Annotated in this window: 16 protein-coding genes; 8 read left to right on the plus strand and 8 right to left on the minus strand. The window is 65.2% G+C overall.

The window, feature by feature from the left end:
* Window positions 1–52 precede the first annotated feature (52 nt).
* The gene (gene rpoB / locus EWE75_RS13210) at window positions 53–4,207 is read right to left on the minus strand and encodes a DNA-directed RNA polymerase subunit beta (protein ID WP_130158222.1); all 4,155 of its coding nucleotides are present in this window, start codon (window positions 4,205–4,207) and stop codon (window positions 53–55) included.
* A 336-nt stretch (window positions 4,208–4,543) separates the two neighbouring features.
* Here rpoB and EWE75_RS13215 point away from each other — a divergent pair, with 336 nt between their 5' ends.
* Window positions 4,544–5,692, plus strand: a complete 1,149-nt coding sequence (locus tag EWE75_RS13215; protein ID WP_130158224.1) for a hypothetical protein — start codon at window positions 4,544–4,546, stop codon at window positions 5,690–5,692.
* Window positions 5,693–5,947: 255 nt separating this feature from the next.
* Here EWE75_RS13215 and rplL read toward each other — a convergent pair whose 3' ends face one another.
* The 4 genes from rplL to EWE75_RS13235 form a co-directional block, all read right to left on the minus strand.
* A complete protein-coding gene (gene rplL / locus EWE75_RS13220) occupies window positions 5,948–6,325 on the minus strand; it encodes a 50S ribosomal protein L7/L12 (protein ID WP_130158226.1) in 378 nt (125 codons plus the stop codon).
* A 66-nt stretch (window positions 6,326–6,391) separates the two neighbouring features.
* Window positions 6,392–6,919, minus strand: coding sequence for a 50S ribosomal protein L10 (gene rplJ, locus EWE75_RS13225; protein WP_130158361.1), 528 nt, complete (start codon window positions 6,917–6,919; stop codon window positions 6,392–6,394).
* A 539-nt stretch (window positions 6,920–7,458) separates the two neighbouring features.
* Complete coding sequence (locus EWE75_RS13230) at window positions 7,459–8,193, minus strand: hypothetical protein (RefSeq protein ID WP_130158228.1); 735 nt, start codon at window positions 8,191–8,193, stop codon at window positions 7,459–7,461.
* The gene (locus EWE75_RS13235; RefSeq protein ID WP_130158363.1) at window positions 8,172–8,372 is read right to left on the minus strand and encodes a hypothetical protein; all 201 of its coding nucleotides are present in this window, start codon (window positions 8,370–8,372) and stop codon (window positions 8,172–8,174) included. Before EWE75_RS13235 ends, EWE75_RS13230 begins: the two co-directional genes overlap by 22 nt.
* 99 nt (window positions 8,373–8,471) lie before the next feature.
* On the opposite strand from EWE75_RS13235, the gene EWE75_RS13240 reads away from it, so the two are divergent.
* A complete protein-coding gene (locus tag EWE75_RS13240) occupies window positions 8,472–10,391 on the plus strand; it encodes an AsmA family protein (protein WP_231708342.1) in 1,920 nt (639 codons plus the stop codon).
* Window positions 10,392–10,398: 7 nt separating this feature from the next.
* On the opposite strand, the gene EWE75_RS13245 is transcribed toward EWE75_RS13240, so the two are convergent.
* From EWE75_RS13245 to rplK, 3 genes are all read right to left on the minus strand, one after another.
* Window positions 10,399–11,184 carry an EAL domain-containing protein gene (locus tag EWE75_RS13245; RefSeq protein ID WP_486669382.1) on the minus strand — a complete coding sequence of 262 codons (786 nt, stop codon included), beginning with the start codon at window positions 11,182–11,184 and terminating at the stop codon, window positions 10,399–10,401.
* 133 nt (window positions 11,185–11,317) lie between these two features.
* Window positions 11,318–12,016: a 50S ribosomal protein L1 gene (rplA, locus tag EWE75_RS13250; protein ID WP_130158230.1), complete on the minus strand. Its 699-nt coding sequence runs from the start codon at window positions 12,014–12,016 to the stop codon at window positions 11,318–11,320.
* A gap of 4 nt (window positions 12,017–12,020) precedes the next feature.
* A complete protein-coding gene (gene rplK, locus EWE75_RS13255) occupies window positions 12,021–12,452 on the minus strand; it encodes a 50S ribosomal protein L11 (RefSeq protein ID WP_130158232.1) in 432 nt (143 codons plus the stop codon).
* 199 nt (window positions 12,453–12,651) lie between these two features.
* Here rplK and EWE75_RS13260 point away from each other — a divergent pair, with 199 nt between their 5' ends.
* From EWE75_RS13260 to EWE75_RS13285, 6 genes are all read left to right on the plus strand, one after another.
* Window positions 12,652–13,650, plus strand: a complete 999-nt coding sequence (locus EWE75_RS13260; RefSeq protein WP_130158234.1) for an ATP-grasp domain-containing protein — start codon at window positions 12,652–12,654, stop codon at window positions 13,648–13,650.
* Window positions 13,651–13,763: 113 nt separating this feature from the next.
* On the plus strand, window positions 13,764–14,345 hold the full coding sequence (locus tag EWE75_RS13265; RefSeq protein ID WP_130158236.1) for a TerD family protein: 582 nt from the start codon (window positions 13,764–13,766) through the stop codon (window positions 14,343–14,345).
* A 42-nt stretch (window positions 14,346–14,387) separates the two neighbouring features.
* Window positions 14,388–15,587, plus strand: a complete 1,200-nt coding sequence (locus EWE75_RS13270; protein WP_130158238.1) for a TerD family protein — start codon at window positions 14,388–14,390, stop codon at window positions 15,585–15,587.
* A 29-nt stretch (window positions 15,588–15,616) separates the two neighbouring features.
* A complete protein-coding gene (locus tag EWE75_RS13275) occupies window positions 15,617–16,720 on the plus strand; it encodes a DUF475 domain-containing protein (RefSeq protein ID WP_130158240.1) in 1,104 nt (367 codons plus the stop codon).
* Between the two features lie 15 nt (window positions 16,721–16,735).
* Window positions 16,736–17,314, plus strand: a complete 579-nt coding sequence (locus EWE75_RS13280) for a TerD family protein (protein ID WP_130158242.1) — start codon at window positions 16,736–16,738, stop codon at window positions 17,312–17,314.
* Between the two features lie 26 nt (window positions 17,315–17,340).
* Window positions 17,341–17,916 (plus strand): TerD family protein, encoded by a 576-nt coding sequence (locus tag EWE75_RS13285; RefSeq protein ID WP_069206579.1) that lies wholly within the window; start codon window positions 17,341–17,343, stop codon window positions 17,914–17,916.
* The last annotated feature ends 16 nt before the right edge of the window (window positions 17,917–17,932 follow it).

The following is a 17,932-nucleotide window of genomic DNA, read 5'->3' on the forward strand; positions in this document are numbered from 1 at the left end:
GGCCCACAGGCCCTCCCCCGACCCCTCCCGCGAGCGGGAGGGGAGAAGTCGGTTACTCCGCCGCGATCGCGACGCCGTCGGTGTCGAACTCCTCGACCGTCTTCAGCTCGACGTTCAGGCCCAGCGAGCGCATTTCCTTGACGAGAACGTTGAAGCTCTCCGGGATGCCGGCCTCGAACGTGTCGTCACCCTTGACGATCGCCTCATAGACCTTGGTGCGGCCGACCACGTCGTCCGACTTCACCGTCAGCATTTCCTGCAAGGTATACGCCGCGCCGTAGGCCTGGAGCGCCCAGACCTCCATCTCGCCGAAGCGCTGGCCGCCGAACTGCGCCTTACCGCCCAGCGGCTGCTGGGTGACGAGGCTGTACGGCCCGATCGACCGGGCGTGGATCTTGTCGTCGACCAGATGGTGCAGCTTGAGCATGTAGATGATGCCCACCGTCACCTTACGATCGAACTTGTCGCCGGTACGTCCGTCGAACAGATCCGACTGGCCCGAGGTGTCGAGACCCGCCAGCGACAGCATCGCCGACACGTCCTTCTCGCGCGCACCGTCGAACACCGGGGTGCCCATCGGAATGCCGGTCTTCAGGTTCTCGGCCAGCTCGACGATCTGATCGGCGGAGCGGCCCTTGATGTCGGCCTCGTAATGCTCGCCGTATACTTCGAGCAGACGCGACTTGACCGCCTCGGGCATTTCGCCGCCGGTCATGTCGGGGTTGGCTTCACGCCAATCCTCGAGCGCCCGGTAGACCTGCTGGCCAAGGTTGCGCGCCGCCCAGCCGAGATGGGTCTCGAAGATCTGACCGACGTTCATGCGCGACGGCACGCCGAGCGGGTTGAGCACGATATCGACCGGCGTACCGTCGGCGAGGAACGGCATGTCCTCCGCCGGCAGGATGCGCGAGATGACGCCCTTGTTGCCGTGACGGCCGGCCATCTTGTCGCCCGGCTGCAGCTTGCGCTTCACCGCGACGAACACCTTGACCATCTTGAGCACGCCGGGCGGCAGTTCGTCGCCACGCTCGAGCTTGTCGCGGCGATCCTGGAACTTGTCCACGATCACCTTGACGGCGTCGTCATACTGCACCTTGACCGCTTCCAGATCGCTCTGGGTCTTGTCGTCGGCGACGGCGAACTTCCACCATTCATGACGATCGACGCTGTCGAGTACGTCCTGATCGATGACGATGCCCTTGCGCGGGCCGTTCTTGGGAACGGCGGTCGCGGTCTGGCCGATCAGCATCTCGCGCAGACGCGACCAGGTCGCGCGGTTGAGGATGCTGCGCTCGTCGTCCGAGTCCTTCTTGAGACGCTCGATCTCTTCGCGCTCGATCGCCATCGCGCGCTCGTCCTTGTCGATGCCGTGGCGGTTGAACACCCGGACCTCGACGACGGTGCCGGCGACACCCGGCGGCAGACGCAGCGACGTGTCACGCACGTCCGACGCCTTTTCACCGAAGATCGCGCGGAGCAGCTTCTCTTCCGGCGTCATCGGGCTTTCGCCCTTCGGCGTGATCTTGCCGGCGAGGATATCGCCCGGCTCGACCTCTGCGCCGATGTACACGATGCCAGCTTCGTCGAGGTTGCGGAGCGCTTCCTCGCCGACATTGGGGATGTCGCGCGTGATGTCTTCCGGCCCGAGCTTGGTGTCGCGCGCCATGACTTCGAATTCCTCGATGTGGATCGAGGTGAAGACGTCATCCTTCACGATACGCTCGGAGATGAGGATCGAATCCTCATAATTGTAGCCGTTCCAGGGCATGAACGCGACGAGCGCGTTACGGCCCAGCGCCAGCTCGCCGAACTCGGTCGAGGGGCCGTCGGCGATCACGTCGCCGATGTTCACGACCTCACCGACCTTCACCAGCGGACGCTGGTTGATGCAGGTGTTCTGGTTCGAACGCTGGAACTTCATCAGCGTGTAGATGTCGACGCCCGACTGGCCGGCCTCGACCTCGCCGGTCGCGCGGATGACGATACGGGTCGCATCGACCTGATCGACGATGCCCGAACGCTTGGCGGCGATCGCCGCGCCCGAATCCCGTGCGACGGTTTCTTCCATGCCGGTGCCGACGAAGGGCGCTTCCGCCTTCACCAGCGGCACGGCCTGACGCTGCATGTTCGAGCCCATCAGCGCGCGGTTGGCGTCATCGTTTTCCAGGAACGGAATGAGCGATGCGGCGACCGAGACGAGCTGCTTGGGGCTGACGTCCATCAGGGTGATGTTGGTCGGGATCGCCATCAGGAATTCGCCCGCCTGACGCGACGAGACCAGTTCCTCGGTGAAGTGACCTTCGCCGTCGAGCTCGGCGTTGGCCTGCGCGATCGTGTGCTTGGCCTCTTCCATCGCCGACAGGTACACGACGTCGTCGGTCACCTTGTGATCGATGACCTTGCGGTATGGCGTTTCGATGAAGCCGTATTTGTTGACGCGGCTGAACGACGCGAGGCTGTTGATAAGACCGATGTTCGGGCCTTCCGGCGTTTCGATCGGGCAGATACGGCCATAGTGGGTCGGGTGAACGTCGCGGACTTCGAAGCCAGCGCGCTCACGCGTCAAGCCGCCCGGTCCAAGTGCCGACACGCGACGCTTGTGGGTGACTTCCGACAGCGGGTTGGTCTGATCCATGAACTGCGAGAGCTGCGACGACCCGAAGAACTCACGGACTGCAGCCACGGCGGGCTTGGCGTTGATGAGGTCGTTCGGCATCACGGTCGACACGTCGACCGAGGACATCCGCTCCTTCACGGCGCGCTCCATGCGGAGCAGGCCGACGCGGTACTGGTTCTCGAGCAGCTCGCCGACCGAACGCACGCGGCGGTTGCCGAGGTTATCGATGTCGTCGATTTCGCCGCGACCGTCCTTGAGGCCGACGAGCGTCTTGACGACTTCGAGGATATCCTCGGTGCGCAGCGTGGTGACGGTGTCCTCGACGTCGAGATCGAGGCGCATGTTGAGCTTGACGCGGCCGACTGCCGACAGATCGTAACGATCGGGATCGAAGAACAGGCCGGAGAACAGCGATTCCGCCGTTTCGAGCGTGGGCGGCTCGCCGGGGCGCATGACGCGGTAGATGTCGGACAGCGCCTGCTCGCGCTCTTCGGCCTTGTCGGCCTTGAGCGTGTTGCGAATCCACGGACCCGTGGTGACGTGATCGATGTCGAGCAGCTCGATCCGGTCGATGCCGGCCTTGTCGAGCAGTTCGAGGTTCTCGGCGGAGACTTCGTCGCCCGCCTCGATATAGATCTGGCCGGTGGTCTCGTTGATGAGATCATAGGCGCTGTAGCGGCCGAAGATTTCCTCGGTCGGGATCAGCAGATCGGTGAGACCGTCCTTGGCTGCCTTGTTGGCGGCGCGGGGGCTGATCTTCTGGCCGCTGGCGAACACGATCTCGCCGGTTTTGGCATCGACGATGTCGAACATCGGCTTCTGGCCGCGCCAGTTCTCGGCCTGATAGGGGACGATCCAGCCGCCCTGGCCGCGCACGAAGGTGACGCGGTTGTAGAAATAGTTGAGGATTTCCTCGGAGGTGAGGCCGAGCGCATACAGCAGCGCCGTGACCGGCAGCTTGCGCTTGCGATCGATACGGACGTTGACGATGTCCTTGGCGTCGAACTCGAAATCGAGCCACGACCCGCGATACGGGATGACGCGCGCGGCGAACAGATACTTGCCCGACGCGTGGGTCTTGCCGCGATCATGATCGAACAGCACGCCCGGCGAGCGGTGCATCTGCGAGACGATCACGCGCTCGGTGCCATTGATGATGAAGGTGCCGTTGCCCGTCATCAGGGGCATGTCGCCCATGTAGACGTCCTGCTCCTTGATATCGAGCACCGAGCGGGCTTCGGTATCGGCGTCCACTTCGAACACGATCAGGCGGAGGGTAACGCGCATCGGCGCCGCATAGGTGATGCCGCGCTGGCGGCACTCGTCGGTGTCGAACTTCGGCGGTTCGAGTTCGTAATTGACGAAATCGAGCTCGGCGGTGCCGGCGAAATCGCGGATCGGGAACACCGAACGCAGCGTCTTTTCGAGGCCCGAGACATAGCCGATCGAGGGATCTGAGCGGAGGAACTGTTCGTAGCTCTCGCGCTGCACCTCGATCAGGTTCGGCATCTGCACGACTTCGTGGATGTTGCCGAACACCTTGCGGATGCGGCGCTTCGCGGTGCCGCCTTCGATCGCTCTGGTTGCCATGTGTCTTTAGCCCTCACGTCAAAATTTCGTGCCCGGATCGCCCGGGCGGGCACGCAGAAAGACGCAAAAAGCCGCATGTCCTCCGCATAATTCGGAAAACAGCAGCTTCTCGGCGTCCTCGTGATGCCACGACCTTCAATTCGATCGACATGCTGCGCGAGGGCACGTCATTTCCCGAAAGTCGTGGTGAAGAGCGCCATATAGGTGTGGTGTTGGATCGTGTCAAATGCGGGCGGGGAATTGCCGCATCAGGTCGGCGCAGGCTTTGCGTCTGGTGCTTGTCTTATCCTGGCGCGGTCGTCATGGCATTAGCCTGAACGACGCACCGAGGCGCTTTTGACTGTGTTTTTTCCTGCGACCCGCCGCGCACGCACCATGATCGCGCTGGCCGTGACGATCGGAACCGCCGGAAGCGCGAGCGCGCAGAACAGCCAGCCGCCCGCGACGATTCCGGGCCTGGACGGCTTCAGCCTGCCGACGCAGCCGGTGCGCCCGACGCCGGTGCCGACGCCGGAACCTCGGATCGCGCCGCTGCCGCGCCCGACGCCGAGCGCCACCGCCGTGCCGAGCGCGACGCCGTCCCCGGTCGCGGTGGTGCCGCCGCCGGTTCGTCCAACCGTGCAGGCAAAGCCGACGCCGGCCGCCACGCCGAGCGCGCGCCCGACCGTGTCCGCTGAGCCAGTGCCGGTGGTGACCCCGGTGCGGCCGCCGGTTCCGGCAACGACGCCTATTCCGCAAGCATCGCCGTCTCCGGCTGTGGTCGAAGCGACGCCAACCGCCCCGGCCGAGTCAACGGGTTGGGGATCGCCTTGGTTGTGGGCGATTGGTGGGGCGTTGGTCGCGACGTGCGGCGGTATCGTGTTGTATCGGCGGCGGCGCGGGGCCGATGAGGTTCCCATCGAAGAGGAAACGGCGGCGCCGCCGTCGCCCGTTCCCACGCCCCTACCGCCCGTCGTGGACGCCGTGCCGGCGCCGCGCGCGCGCGTGACCATCGCGCTGGAGGTCAAGCGGGCCGGCACCAATTTGCTGAGCGCTGCCGTCGAATATCGCATCATCCTGCACAATGCAGGCGAGGTGGACGCGCGCGCGATCGCGCTGGACCTGCGGCTGTTCGGGGTCGAGCCGGCGCTGGAGCGGACGCTCGACGCGCTGTTCGCGGCGCCGATCGAGCGCGCGGTCGTCGCGCGCTTCGATCTCGCCGCCGGCGCGACCGCTGCGCTGGAGGGCACAGCGATGCTGCCGCGCGATGTCATGCCGCCGCTCGCTATACAGGGCATCGGCGAGGGGCGTGCGCTGTTCGTGCCGGTGATGACGGTCGCGCTCGATTATGGCTGGGATGGCGGCAGCGGGTGTAGCGCCGCGTCGTTCGTCGTCGGGCTGGATCGTGGTGCGGATGCGAAGCTCGGGCCGTTCCGGCTTGATGGCGCGCCGCGGATGCATGACCGGGTGCGGCATTTGCCGTTTACCGTGTCGCGGGCGGATTGAAGATAAGGCCGTCGCCCCGGCGGAGGCCGGGGCCGGTGTATGTGGGGCGGGCGGCTTGCCAAGCAAAGCAGCGGCCCCGGCCTTCGCCGGGGCGACGATAGGCGCGAAAAGGGGCGGCATCCTTGCGGATGCCGCCCCTTTTCTTTGCAAGCCGTCATGGGCGAAGCCCATGACGTCGGACGCGGGCTAGGCCCGCGCCGGCCGGCCTTGCGGGGGTGCGGTCGAGCTTCGCTCGGCCGTCTCCCCCGCTGCGGCTTACTTGACTTCGACGGTCGCGCCGGCGGCTTCGAGCTGCGCCTTGATCTTGGCGGCCTCGTCCTTCGACACGCCTTCCTTGACGGCCTTGGGAGCCGACTCGACCAGCGTCTTGGCTTCGGTCAGGCCGAGCGCGGTGATCGCACGGACTTCCTTGATGACGTTGATCTTCTTGCCACCGTCGCCGGTGAGGATGACGTCGAATTCGGTCTGCTCTTCAGCAACCGGAGCAGCGGCGCCGCCGCCAGCAGCCGGAGCGGCCGCAACAGCAGCAGCAGCCGAAACGCCCCACTTCTCTTCGAGCAGCTTCGAAAGCTCAGCGGCTTCGAGGACGGTCAGTTCGCTCAGGCTCTCAACGAGCGCGTTCAGGTCAGCCATGTGTAGTCTCCATCTTGGGGCAGCGCCCCGGTCTGTTCAGGGAAAAAATCTCGAAGCGAACGCCGATCAGGCGTCCACTGCTTCCTTGTCCTTGTCGGCATAGGCCTGGAGGACGCGGGCGAGCTGTGCCGCCGGAGCCTGCGTGATCGTCGCGAGCTTGGTTGCGGGAGCAACCAGCAGGCCGATGATCTTGGCACGCAGTTCATCCAGCGACGGCATCGTCGCCAGCGCCTTCACGCCGTCTACGTCGAGGACGGTCGCGCCCATTGCCCCACCGACGATTTCGAACTTGTCGTTCGTCTTCGCGAATTCCACGGCCACCTTGGCGGCCGCGACGGGATCAACGGAAGTGGCGAGACCGACCGGACCCGTGAGCATGTCGCCCAGCGAGAGATAGTCGGTGCCGTCGAGCGCGATCTTGGCAAGCTTGTTCTTCGAGACCTTGTAGTCCGCGCCGGCATCCCGCATCGCGTTGCGCAGCTTGGTCGACTGTGCAACGGTCATGCCGAGGTTGCGGGTGACGATCACCGCGCCGACTTCGGCAAAAGTGCGGTTCAGCTCGGCGACGAGCTCGGTCTTTTGAGCACGATCCATGCCATTCTCCACGTTTCTGGCCCACCGCGAACGGCGAGCCGGTTGACCCGGAGGAACACGGCGAAACAGCCGCACCCATCCGGGGGCTGTCCAACGATGGGGCATGGGCGGACCGCGACACACAGCGACGGACCGAAGGGCGCGGGCGCCAAGGCGACCGGACCGGAATTCCATTCCCCGTCTCGGCGGGAAATTAAGCGACGGCAAACCCGGCGCACCCACTGTCTCGGACGGACCCGGCAAACGCAAACGTCTGCCGAGCGAAGTCGCGCTGTTAGCGGATGGGGCGGGAAAGTCAATCGTCGTCGGTATCAGAGCAGGCGATCGGTCAAAGCGTGCTTTTCCGTCGGTGAGACGTGGTCGGGATGCCGCCGGGCAGCATCATCCTTATAGCAAAGCCAAAAGGTTTGAGAGACACTCGACGGGTTCACTCGACTCGCTGCTGGTGAGTCGGTTGCTCTGAAGGTTTCGCGGACAGGCTCGCCCGACAGGGCTTCGAGTGAGGAGAGGAGGGGCCGGAGCAACCGGCCCCTTAACTCCTAATCTGGAACTGGCGCTTGAGCGGCATTTCCTATGAACCCGAAGAATATGCCGTGCGACTTGAGTTGTGCTGCGGTTGTTGCGTTCATGATGCACTGAAACTGGAGATCGGACGCTGCGCCCGGCTCGATCCCGTTTGCCGTGATGCGGCCCAATCCGTCCTTCTTGAACGTCAGCATGTTGTCGTTCAGCGCAGTCAGCAACGTTCCCGGTGTTACGCCGCAATAGGTTTCGACTGCCTGCGCGTAAACGCCTAAAGACTTACCTGCTTGTGGAACAGGAACCGTCTCGAGACGGTTTTGAGTACGTAACGCCGCACGAGCATTGGCGATATCTGCTCGTTCGACCAAATTCCAGTAAATCGAAGCGTAGCGCGTCTGTACCGCTTCCGCGTTGAAGAAGACGTAATGCGTCGTCGCGACCGACGCATTTGCGATACATTCCAGTTGTGATGCGGTCACACTGCCGCCGCCTTTCGAGATGCGCACCACATCTTCCTGCATGAAGCGCTCAAACGGGACGGTGATCCGGCCTGACGGAATGCCGCAAGCCTTAACAGCGCTTCTTACCTGCGCCCGAGTCGGCAATGGCGATGGTGCGGCCGTCGGGTTCGCGACACCGACGGAGTTGCCAAGAGCGGACGCGATCAAGAGCGAGATCATGCCGGTAGTGTAACGGAAAACCCAACGGATGCTACCGTTGTCGGTGATAGTTACCCCTTCACCGTCACCCATACCGAGACTGGCACGACGACCTTGCCCGGCGCTGGCTTGCCGACGTCTACGCGGTCGGCGGTGACGAGTTCTCCGGTGGCGAGGTTGAAGGATACCCAGGGCTTGGGCATGCGCCCGAACGTCATTTTCTGGATGGGTTGGCCGGTGGCCGTGTTCATGATGGTTGCGATGACTGCCATGTCGGCGCTGATAGCGATGCGGGCGACGCTGTCCAGATCGCGCTGCGGCGCAACCAAAAGCCGATCCGTCGATTGAAGCTGGGAAAGGGCGGTTAGGCTATGGCGATGACACCGGCGACGCAGTCGCTTTTGCGACGCGCCGGCTGGGCCGGACTGATCCTTGTGGGGATCGCTGCGCTGCTCGTGCTGGCGCTGGGGGCGTTGCCGTTCGGGCTGCTGCGCCCGATGATCGAGCGGGGGATTTCCACGCGGTTCGGCGCGCCGGCGCATATCGGCGCGATCCGCCGTTTGCAGGTTTTCTCCTACACGCCCGACATCGCGATAGACGACCTGCGGATCGCGCAGCCCGACTGGGTTGGCGGTGGCGATTTCATTCGGGCGCGGACGGTGACGGTGCGGTTGCCGGTGCTCAAGCTGCTGTTCGGCGGGGTGAAGCCCGACGCCCTCGCGATCGACGGGCTGGCTGTCGCGCTGGTCCGCGACGCGAACGGGCGCTCCAACTGGAAGGGCAAGCCGCGCCCCGCCGATGCGCCGCCGCTGACGACGGGTCCGGGGCTGACGCGGTTGACGATTCGTGACGGCCAACTCAGCTTGCGCGATGCAAAGCGCGGGCTGAACCTCGCCGGGCCGCTTAGCGTGGAAGGTGCGGCAGGACTCAGGCTCGCCGCGACCGGCACGTTCCTCGGCACGCCCGCCACGCTCGACGTGCGCGGCGGGCGGATCGACGGGATCGATCCGGCGGCGGCTTGGCCGGTCGAGCTGCATCTGGTTTCACCAGCGCTGCGGCTGGAGGCGAAGGGGACCACGGACGGGGTGCTCAACACGCATCGCTTCGGCGCGACCGTCACCGCGCGCGCGCCGACGCTCAAGAACCTCGACCGCGCGATCGAGGCAGGGCTGTTCGGCACGCAGCCGATCGCGCTGATCGGGCAGGTGCGGCATGATGGACGCGACTGGTATCTCGACACGATCGGCGGCGGCATCGGCCGCTCGCGCTTCGTCGGCAAGGCGAGCATCCTCAAGCGCGACGGGCGCACCGCGATCGACGCGCAGATGCGCGCCAGCCAGTTCGATTTCGACGACCTGTCCGACGATGTCGGTCGCGCCAAGGCGGCGGCGAGCAAGGCCGCGCTCGGCCCGCGCGTGTTGCCGCCGACGCGGATCAACCTCTCGCACCTGGGGAAGACCGACGGCACGATCACGTTCCGGGTCGATCATCTGCTGTCGGGCGGGGGCACGGTGTTCCGCACCCTGCGCGGACAACTTCACCTCGACCACCAACTGCTGACCGTCGACCATCTCGTCGCGACGCTGGCGACGGGGCAGATGACCGGGGTGATGCGAGTCGATCACCGCAGTGGCCGCCCGAAGCTGTCGACCGATCTGCGGCTGGAGGGGATGACGCTCGATACGTTGGTCGGCTCGCCCGACGACATCACCGGCATCGTGCGCGGGCGGATCACGCTGAGCGGGCAGGGCGATACGGTGCGTGAGGCGCTGAGCCATGCCGATGGCACTGCCGCGATCGTCTCGAACGACGGCACGATCAAGGCGATGGTGGCGGATGTACTCGGGCAGGATCTCGGCGGTACGATCAAGCAGGCGATTCTGCATCCGTCCGAGCGGGTGCCGTTGCGCTGTCTCGTCGCGAATTTCCGCGCGCGCGGCGGCGTGCTGGTGCCGGACCCGCTGGCGATCGATACCGGCAGTGCGATCGGGCGCGGCAGCGGGCGGATCGACCTGCGCGACGAGAGCATCGCGCTGACGCTGGCGGGGCGGACGCGGGACGATCCGGCGCTGCGCATCGTCGATCCGATCCGCGTCGGCGGCACGCTGAGCAAACCCGCCATCGCGATCGCGGGGAGCGATGCGCCGTCGGGCAAGCCGGGTGTGGGGGGCTTCTTCAAGGCGCTCGGCCGCTCGATCGGTGAGGCGATCGGGCTGGGGGACAAGCCCGCGCCGCGTCCGGCGTTCGTGCCGGTCGATTGCGCCAAGCTGAGCGCGGCGGCGTTGCGGTAGTGGCGGGTTAGGCGGGCGTCTCCGCCGGCACGTCGCAGGGGATCGGCGGCAGGGCCTCGAAGCCGGGTTTGGCGAGGAGGAAGCCCTGGATGTAACGCACATCCATCGCGCGGAGGGCTTCCAGTTCGCCGACAGTCTCGATCCCCTCGGCGATGACGGTGATGCCGAGCGTCTCGCACATCCTGACGACGCCATTCACGACGGTTCGGCGCGGCAAACTGCTGTCGAGGTCGCGGATCAGGTTCATGTCGAGCTTGATGATGTCTGGCTGGAACTGCGCGAGCAGGGTGAGGCCGGCATGGCCCGAGCCGAAATCATCGAGCGCGGTGCCGAAGCCCATTTTCTGATAGGTCGCGATGATGTCGGCGACATGGACAGGGTCGGCCATCTGTTCGTTTTCTGTGAATTCGAAGATCAGACGGTCGGTGGGAAATGCGGTCGCCCTGGCGGTTTTCAGCGTCAACTGGATACAGGCGGCGGGCGAATAGACCGCGTTGGGCAGGAAGTTGATCGACAGCCGCGCGCCGGTGTCGATCAGGCCGGCGGCTGCCGCGAGCGAGATGGCGCGGACCCGGCATTGCTGATCGAAGGCGTAACGATTGGCGTCCGACACTTGCGACAGGATGCTCGCCGCGCCTTCGCCGCCGGGGCCGCGCACGAGCGCTTCATAGGCGAAGGGCGTGTCGGTGGTGATATCGACGATCGGCTGGAACGCCATCGAAAACGCGAAGTCGAGACCCGCGCCGTCGCGGCATCCAGAGCAGGGAACTGGCGGGGTCGCGACAAGAGCCATGCACGTCTGATAGCGCACAAAGCTCAAGAAAAGCCTTACGCTTCAACAAAGCGCTTAACATGGATTATGGCGGACGCAAAAAGGGCCGGGATCGCTCCCGGCCCTTCGTGTCTGTGCTTGAGTCTGCGAAGGCTTACGCCGCGCTGACTTCCGCAGTGTCGACCTTGATGCCGGCGCCCATCGTCGAGCTGACGGCGACCTTGCGGACATACTTGCCCTTGGCGCCCGTAGGCTTCGCCTTGACGACCGCATCGACTAGCGCGTCGAAGTTCGCGCGCAGGTCTTCAGCCGGGAACGACGCCTTGCCGATGCCCGAATGGATGATGCCGGCCTTTTCGACGCGATATTCGATCTGGCCGCCCTTGGCGTCCTTGACCGCCTGAGCGACGTTCATCGTGACGGTGCCGAGCTTGGGGTTCGGCATCAGGCCCTTCGGACCGAGGATCTTGCCGAGCCGGCCGACGACGCCCATCATGTCCGGGGTCGCGATGCAGCGATCGAAGTCGATCTTGCCGCCCTGGACGATTTCCATCAGGTCTTCTGCACCGACGACGTCTGCGCCAGCGGCGAGAGCCTCTTCAGCCTTCGCACCCTTGGCGAACACGCCAACGCGCACCGTCTTGCCGGTGCCCTTGGGCAGCGTGACGACGCCACGGACCATCTGGTCGGCGTGGCGCGGATCGACGCCGAGGTTCAGCGCGACTTCGATCGTCTCGTCGAACTTCGAGGTTGCGTTGGCGCGGGCCAGCGCGATCGCCTCGTTGATGCCGTACAGCTTGTCGCGGTCGATCGCGGTGGCGAGGGTCTTCGCCTTCTTGGTCAGCTTTGCCATGATATCAGCCCTCCACCACTTCGAGGCCCATCGCGCGGGCCGAGCCCTCGATGATGCGCGTTGCCGCTTCGATGTCGTTCGCGTTCAGATCCTTCATCTTGGCCTGCGCGACTTCGGCGAGCTTCGAACGGGCGATCTTGCCCGCGCTGGTCTTGCCCGGCTCCTTCGAGCCCGACTTGAGGCCGGCGGCCTTCTTGATGAGGTAGGTTGCCGGCGGCGTCTTCGTCTCGAACGAGAAGCTGCGGTCGGCATAGACGGTGATGACGGTCGGCAGCGGGGTGCCGACTTCCTGATCGCCCGTCGAGGCGTTGAACTGCTTGCAGAACTCCATGATGTTCACGCCGCGCTGACCCAGCGCAGGGCCGATCGGCGGCGAAGGGTTCGCCTTGCCTGCAGGAACCTGCAGCTTGATGTATCCGGTAATCTTCTTTGCCATGTCACTCTCTTTCGGTCGGGCGCGCACGGTGGCGTGCCCCGATCAAGTCTAGCGGTTGGTAACGGGCGCGTTTGACGGCACCCTCCCGCACGAATCCCATTGCTGTCGCTCTGGAAGGGCGCGCGCTTAGCGCAAGCGGGGCGGCGATGCAATCACGCGCTTCGGTTGACGCGCCGGCGGGGGGCGATATCGGCAAGCTATGAAGGTGTGGTTCAATCAATCGTTTTCGCTTCGCAACATCGTCGCAAGGATCGTGTCGGAGCGGCCCGACGTCCAGCTCGCGGTCAGCGCGATCGACCCGGATTCGCCGGTGTGCGATGTCGCGCCCGAATTCTGGCAGGAGCCGGCGCGGGGGACGGTCGATTACCCGGAATGGCTGCTGGCGACCGCGATCGAGCGGCGTGTCGACGCGCTGGTCGCGCAACGCGGGCGGATGGATGTCGCCGCGATGGCCGATCGCTTCTCGGCGGCGGGAATCGCGCTGCATGTCGCCGCCGATGCGGTGACGCTGCGGCTGCTCGACGACAAGGCGGCGTTTTCGGTGGCGCTGCGGGATGATGCGACGCTGTGCCCGACGATCCCGGTCACGACGGCGGTGGCATTCGAGGCGGCGGTGGATACGCTTGCGCGGAATGGCGCGGTCGCCTGCGTCAAGCCATCGACCGGCATTTATGGCGCGGGATATTGGACGCTCGATGCGATCGGCGCGCTCCAGCATCTCGCTGACCCGGATGCGCGGCGGATCACGCCCGAGGTCTACGCCGCCGCGCTGCGCGAGGGCGAGGCGCGGGGCGAGAGCTTCTCGCTGCTCGTCATGGAGCATCTGCCGGGGCTGGAGGCATCGGTCGACGTGGTGGCGGATCGTGGTGACGTTCTGGTCGCGGCGGTACGGACCAAGCTCGACGCGAACCGCCAGCGTATCGAGACGCGGCATCCGCTGATCGCGCATGCGGCCGGTCTGGTTGGACGCTATGCGCTGCACGGTGCGGTCAACGTCCAGTATCGGCAGGATCGCGGCGGGGCGTGGCGAATCCTCGAGATCAACACGCGCGCCGCCGGTGGCGCGTCCTATTGCGATGCGGTCGGCATACCGTTCAGCACCACCTGGATCGACGTGGTGACCGGCACCGCCCGGCGCTTCGACGCGGACGTGGATGCCGAGATCGTCGCCGTGGTTCGCGCCGAGCAGCGGCGATGAACGGAAGCTGCGCCGGGACGAGGACGACCCACCGCCCTTGTGGTTTGTAGGTCAAATGTCATAATCACTTGGCATACAGCGCGTTATAATAATGAGTTCATGGAGAAGCCCGCTTGGTCAGTCTGCAAAAAGGTCAGTCCGTAAGGCTGGAGAAGTCGGGTGGCGGCACGCTGACGCGGGTGGCGATGGGCGTGGGCTGGGACGTGCGCAAGTCCAAGGGCGTGTTCGGCCTGTTCGGCGGCGGTGGTGGCGATATCGATCTCGATGCGTCGTGCCTGCTGTTCGATGCGGGCGGCACTCTGCTCGATCAGGTGTGGTTCCGGCAGCTTGCCAGCAGCGACGGCAGCATCGTCCATAGCGGTGATAATCGCACCGGCGCCGGCGACGGTGACGACGAAACGATCAACGTCGATCTGACGCGGGTGCCCGCCACGGTGCAATCGCTGGTGTTCACCGTCAACAGCTTCACCGGCGAAAGTTTCGACCGGATCGAAAACGCGTATTGCCGCGTTATCGATTTGAGCAATGGCAAGGAAATGGCGCGCTATGACCTGACCGGATCGGGTCCGCACACGGGTCAGGTGATGGCGAAACTGGTCCGATCGGGCGATGGCTGGGAGATGAAGGCGCTGGGCGAGCGCACCACCGGACGGACCTTCCACGATATGATGGGGGTGATCCGCGGCGTGCTCTGACGCTGCTGACACCTCTATTTGCCGACACGAACAGGAGATCGCATGACCGATCTGCAACAAGGCGGCAATGCGCCCGTACCGGGCGATACGCTGGCCGTCACGTTCGCCTGGACGGCTGCGGGCGGGATTGATGCCGATGCGTCCGCCTATCTGCTGACCGGCGCTGGCAAGGTGCGTGGCGACACCGACATGGTGTTCTACAACCAGCCCGAGGGCGGCGACGGCGGCATCCGTTTTGCGGCATCGGGCGGGCAGGGTGCGTTCGAGGTCGATCTCGCGCGGTTGCCGGCCGAGATCGAGCGGATCGTGTTTTGCGTGACGATCCACGATGCGCAGACGCGCGGGCAGACGCTGGCTCGGCTCGACGGCGCAGAGATCACCGTCGCGCCGCGTGGTGGCGGGGAGGCGTTGCGCTTCCGCCCGCAACTCGCCAGCGCGAGCGAGGCGGCGATGATCTTCGGCGAACTCTATCTCCGGAACGGACAGTGGAAGTTCCGCGCGGTCGGGCAGGGGTTCAACGGCGGGCTTGCGCCACTCGCGCGCTCGTTCGGAATCGATGTCGCCGACGAGGCGCCCGCCGCCGCGACACCGCCTGCTCCGCCACCGCCCCCTCCGCCTCCACCCCCTCCGCCAGCCGCGCCGCCGGTCAGTCTCAGCAAGGTGACGCTGGAGAAGCGCGGGCAAACCGTCAGCCTCGCCAAGCGTGGCAACAGCTTCGGCGAGATCACGATCAACCTCAACTGGTCGCGCGGGCGCAAGGGCCTGTTCGGCGGCGGCAGCGCGATCGATCTCGATATCGGCTGCCTGTTCGAGCTTGCCGATGGTCGCAAGGGCGGCGTGCAGGCGCTCGGCAACGCGTTCGGAGCGTTCGATCAGGCGCCGTATGTCATGCTGTCGGGCGATGACCGCACCGGCGACGTGTCGGCGGGTGAGACGTTGCGGATCAACGGCGCGTTCTGGCAGCAGATCAAGCGCATTGCGGTGTTCGCCAACATCTATTCGGGCGTGCCCAACTGGCAGCAGACCGATGGCGTCGTGCTCGTCACCATGCCCGACCAGCCGCCGATCGAAGTGCGGCTGACCGAGGGCCGCGATGACCGCCGGTTGTGCGGAATCGTCTTGATCGAAAATGATGCCGGCGCAATCAAGGTTACGCGGATCGTGGAATATCATCATGATACGCGCGTGCTGGACGAATCGCTCGGCTGGGGCCTGCGCTGGGTCTCCGGGCGCAAGGATTGAGGCCGCACGCGGCAAACCGGGGGATGAGAGTGTTCAAATATTTCAGGGGATCGTTGCTCTTCACCGCGCTGTGCCTCGTCATCGGCGCGGTGCTGGGCTGGACGATCACGCATGATGTCGCGGGGACGCTCGGCGTGCTGTGGATCGTGCTCGTGCTCGGCGTGCTCGAAGTGTCGCTGTCGTTCGACAATGCTGTCGTCAACGCGACCGTGCTGCGTGACATGGACCCGGTCTGGCGGCGGCGCTTCCTGTCATGGGGCATCATCATCGCGGTGTTCGGGATGCGTATCCTGTTCCCGCTGGTGATCGTCGCGATCGCCGCGCAGGTCGGGCCGATCGAGGCGCTCAAGCTCGCCGCGACCGACCCGGTCACCTATGAGCGGATCATCACCGGCGCGCATGTCGGCATCTCCGGCTTTGGCGGCGCGTTCCTCGCGATGGTCGGGCTGACGTTCTTCCTCGACGAAGAGAAGGATCTGCACTGGATCGGCGTGATCGAGCGGCCGTTCTCGGGGCTGTCGCGGATTTCGGGGCTGGCGATCGGCATCGTGCTGCTCGCGCTCTACGGCATCTCGCGGATGATCGCGCCGGAGGAGGCGATGACGTTCATCACCGCCGGCATCTTCGGGCTGGTCGCCTATATCGCGGTGCAGGCGATTGGCGCGTTGCTCGAACAGGGTGACGGCGATGAGGACGCAAGCCATGCCGGCGGGCAGAACGTCGCGGTCGCGGCGGCGAAATCGGGGTTGGCGGCGTTCCTGTACCTTGAAGTGCTCGATGCGTCCTTCTCGTTCGACGGGGTGATCGGGGCGTTCGCTTTGTCGAACAACCTGTTCATCATCGCGCTCGGCCTCGGCATCGGTGCGATGTTCGTGCGCTCGATGACGGTGATGCTGGTCGATCGCGGCACGCTCTCCGAATATCGCTATCTGGAGCATGGTGCGTTCTACGCGATCATCGCGCTGGCCACGATCATGCTGCTTTCGGTGCGCTTCGAAATCCCGGAGACGGTGACCGGGCTGATCGGCGCGGGCCTCATCGGCCTCGCCTTCGTCGCCTCGCTCCGCGCCAAGGGCGACGACGATGACAACGACGCGGTCGCGCCGACCGGCGAACGCCTCAACATCTCGTAAGCAGGAGAGACCATCATGTCGGTTAGCCTTACCAAAGGCGGCAATGTCAGTCTGTCGAAGGAGGAGCCCGATCTCAGCAAGATACTGATCGGGCTCGGCTGGGATACCCGCACCTCCGACGGCGCGGATTTCGATCTCGACGCGAGCGCGTTCCTGCTCACGGCGGGCGACAAGGTGCGCAGTGACGGGGACTTCATCTTCTACAACAACCTCCGCTCGAGCGACGGATCGGTCGAGCATACCGGCGACAACCGCACCGGCGAGGGCGACGGCGACGACGAGGCGCTCAAGGTCGAACTGACCCGCGTGCCCGCCGAAGTGCAGAAGATCGCGATCACCGTGACGATCCACGAGGCCGAGGCGCGCCGCCAGAGCTTCGGCATGGTCTCGAACGCGTTCATCCGCATCGTCAACGATGCGACCGGACGCGAGATCTCGCGTTATGACCTTGCCGAGGATGCATCGACCGAGACGGCGATGATCTTCGGTGAAGTCTATCGCAACAACGGCGAGTGGAAGTTCCGCGCCGTTGGGCAGGGCTTCAAGGGTGGGCTTGCCCCGCTGGCGCGCAATTACGGCGTCAACATCGGCTGATTTTTTCGACCACACAGGAGTTCGACATGGCAGTTTCACTTTCCAAGGGCGGTAACGTCAGCCTCAGCAAGGAAGCCCCCGGCCTCAAGGTCGTCCGGGTCGGCCTCGGCTGGGATACGCGCGTGACCGACGGCAGCGCCTTCGATCTCGACGCGAGCGTTTTCCTGCTCACCTCAGCCGGCAAGGTCCGTTCGGACGCCGATTTCGTGTTCTACAACAACAAGAACGGCGCCGACGGCTCGGTCGTCCACCAGGGTGACAACCAGACCGGCGAGGGCAGCGGCGACGACGAAGTCGTGGTGGTGACGCTCGATCAGGTTCCCGCCGAGATCGAGAAGCTGAGCTTCGCAGTGACGATCCACGATGCCGATGCGCGCAAGCAGAATTTCGGCATGGTCTCGAACGCGTATATCCGCGTCGTCAACGGCGACGGCGGCACCGAGATCGCGCGCTACGACCTGTCCGAAGACGCATCGACCGAGACCGCGATGATCTTCGGCGACCTCTACCGCAACAACGGCGAGTGGAAGTTCAAGGCGATCGGGCAGGGCTTCGCCGGTGGCCTGGGGCCGCTCGCGCAGTCGTTCGGCGTCAACGTCTGACATCCAGGACATCGCC

Origin of the sequence: Sphingomonas populi, from assembly GCF_004208535.1 — a bacterium.
GTDB classification, from domain to species: Bacteria; Pseudomonadota; Alphaproteobacteria; order Sphingomonadales; family Sphingomonadaceae; genus Sphingomonas; species Sphingomonas populi.

Coding starts and splice junctions, on each gene's coding strand:
- EWE75_RS13285 (WP_069206579.1), top strand. CDS start 17,341: ATGGCAGTTTCACTTTCCAAGGGCGGTAACGTCAGCCTCAGCAAGGAA.
- EWE75_RS13240 (WP_231708342.1), top strand. CDS start 8,472: ATGGCGATGACACCGGCGACGCAGTCGCTTTTGCGACGCGCCGGCTGG.
- EWE75_RS13245 (WP_486669382.1), bottom strand. CDS start 11,184: ATGGCTCTTGTCGCGACCCCGCCAGTTCCCTGCTCTGGATGCCGCGAC.
- rplJ (WP_130158361.1), bottom strand. CDS start 6,919: ATGGATCGTGCTCAAAAGACCGAGCTCGTCGCCGAGCTGAACCGCACT.
- rplK (WP_130158232.1), bottom strand. CDS start 12,452: ATGGCAAAGAAGATTACCGGATACATCAAGCTGCAGGTTCCTGCAGGC.
- EWE75_RS13270 (WP_130158238.1), top strand. CDS start 14,388: ATGACCGATCTGCAACAAGGCGGCAATGCGCCCGTACCGGGCGATACG.
- EWE75_RS13260 (WP_130158234.1), top strand. CDS start 12,652: ATGAAGGTGTGGTTCAATCAATCGTTTTCGCTTCGCAACATCGTCGCA.
- EWE75_RS13235 (WP_130158363.1), bottom strand. CDS start 8,372: ATGGCAGTCATCGCAACCATCATGAACACGGCCACCGGCCAACCCATC.
- rpoB (WP_130158222.1), bottom strand. CDS start 4,207: ATGGCAACCAGAGCGATCGAAGGCGGCACCGCGAAGCGCCGCATCCGC.
- EWE75_RS13280 (WP_130158242.1), top strand. CDS start 16,736: ATGTCGGTTAGCCTTACCAAAGGCGGCAATGTCAGTCTGTCGAAGGAG.
- rplA (WP_130158230.1), bottom strand. CDS start 12,016: ATGGCAAAGCTGACCAAGAAGGCGAAGACCCTCGCCACCGCGATCGAC.
- EWE75_RS13230 (WP_130158228.1), bottom strand. CDS start 8,193: ATGGGTGACGGTGAAGGGGTAACTATCACCGACAACGGTAGCATCCGT.
- rplL (WP_130158226.1), bottom strand. CDS start 6,325: ATGGCTGACCTGAACGCGCTCGTTGAGAGCCTGAGCGAACTGACCGTC.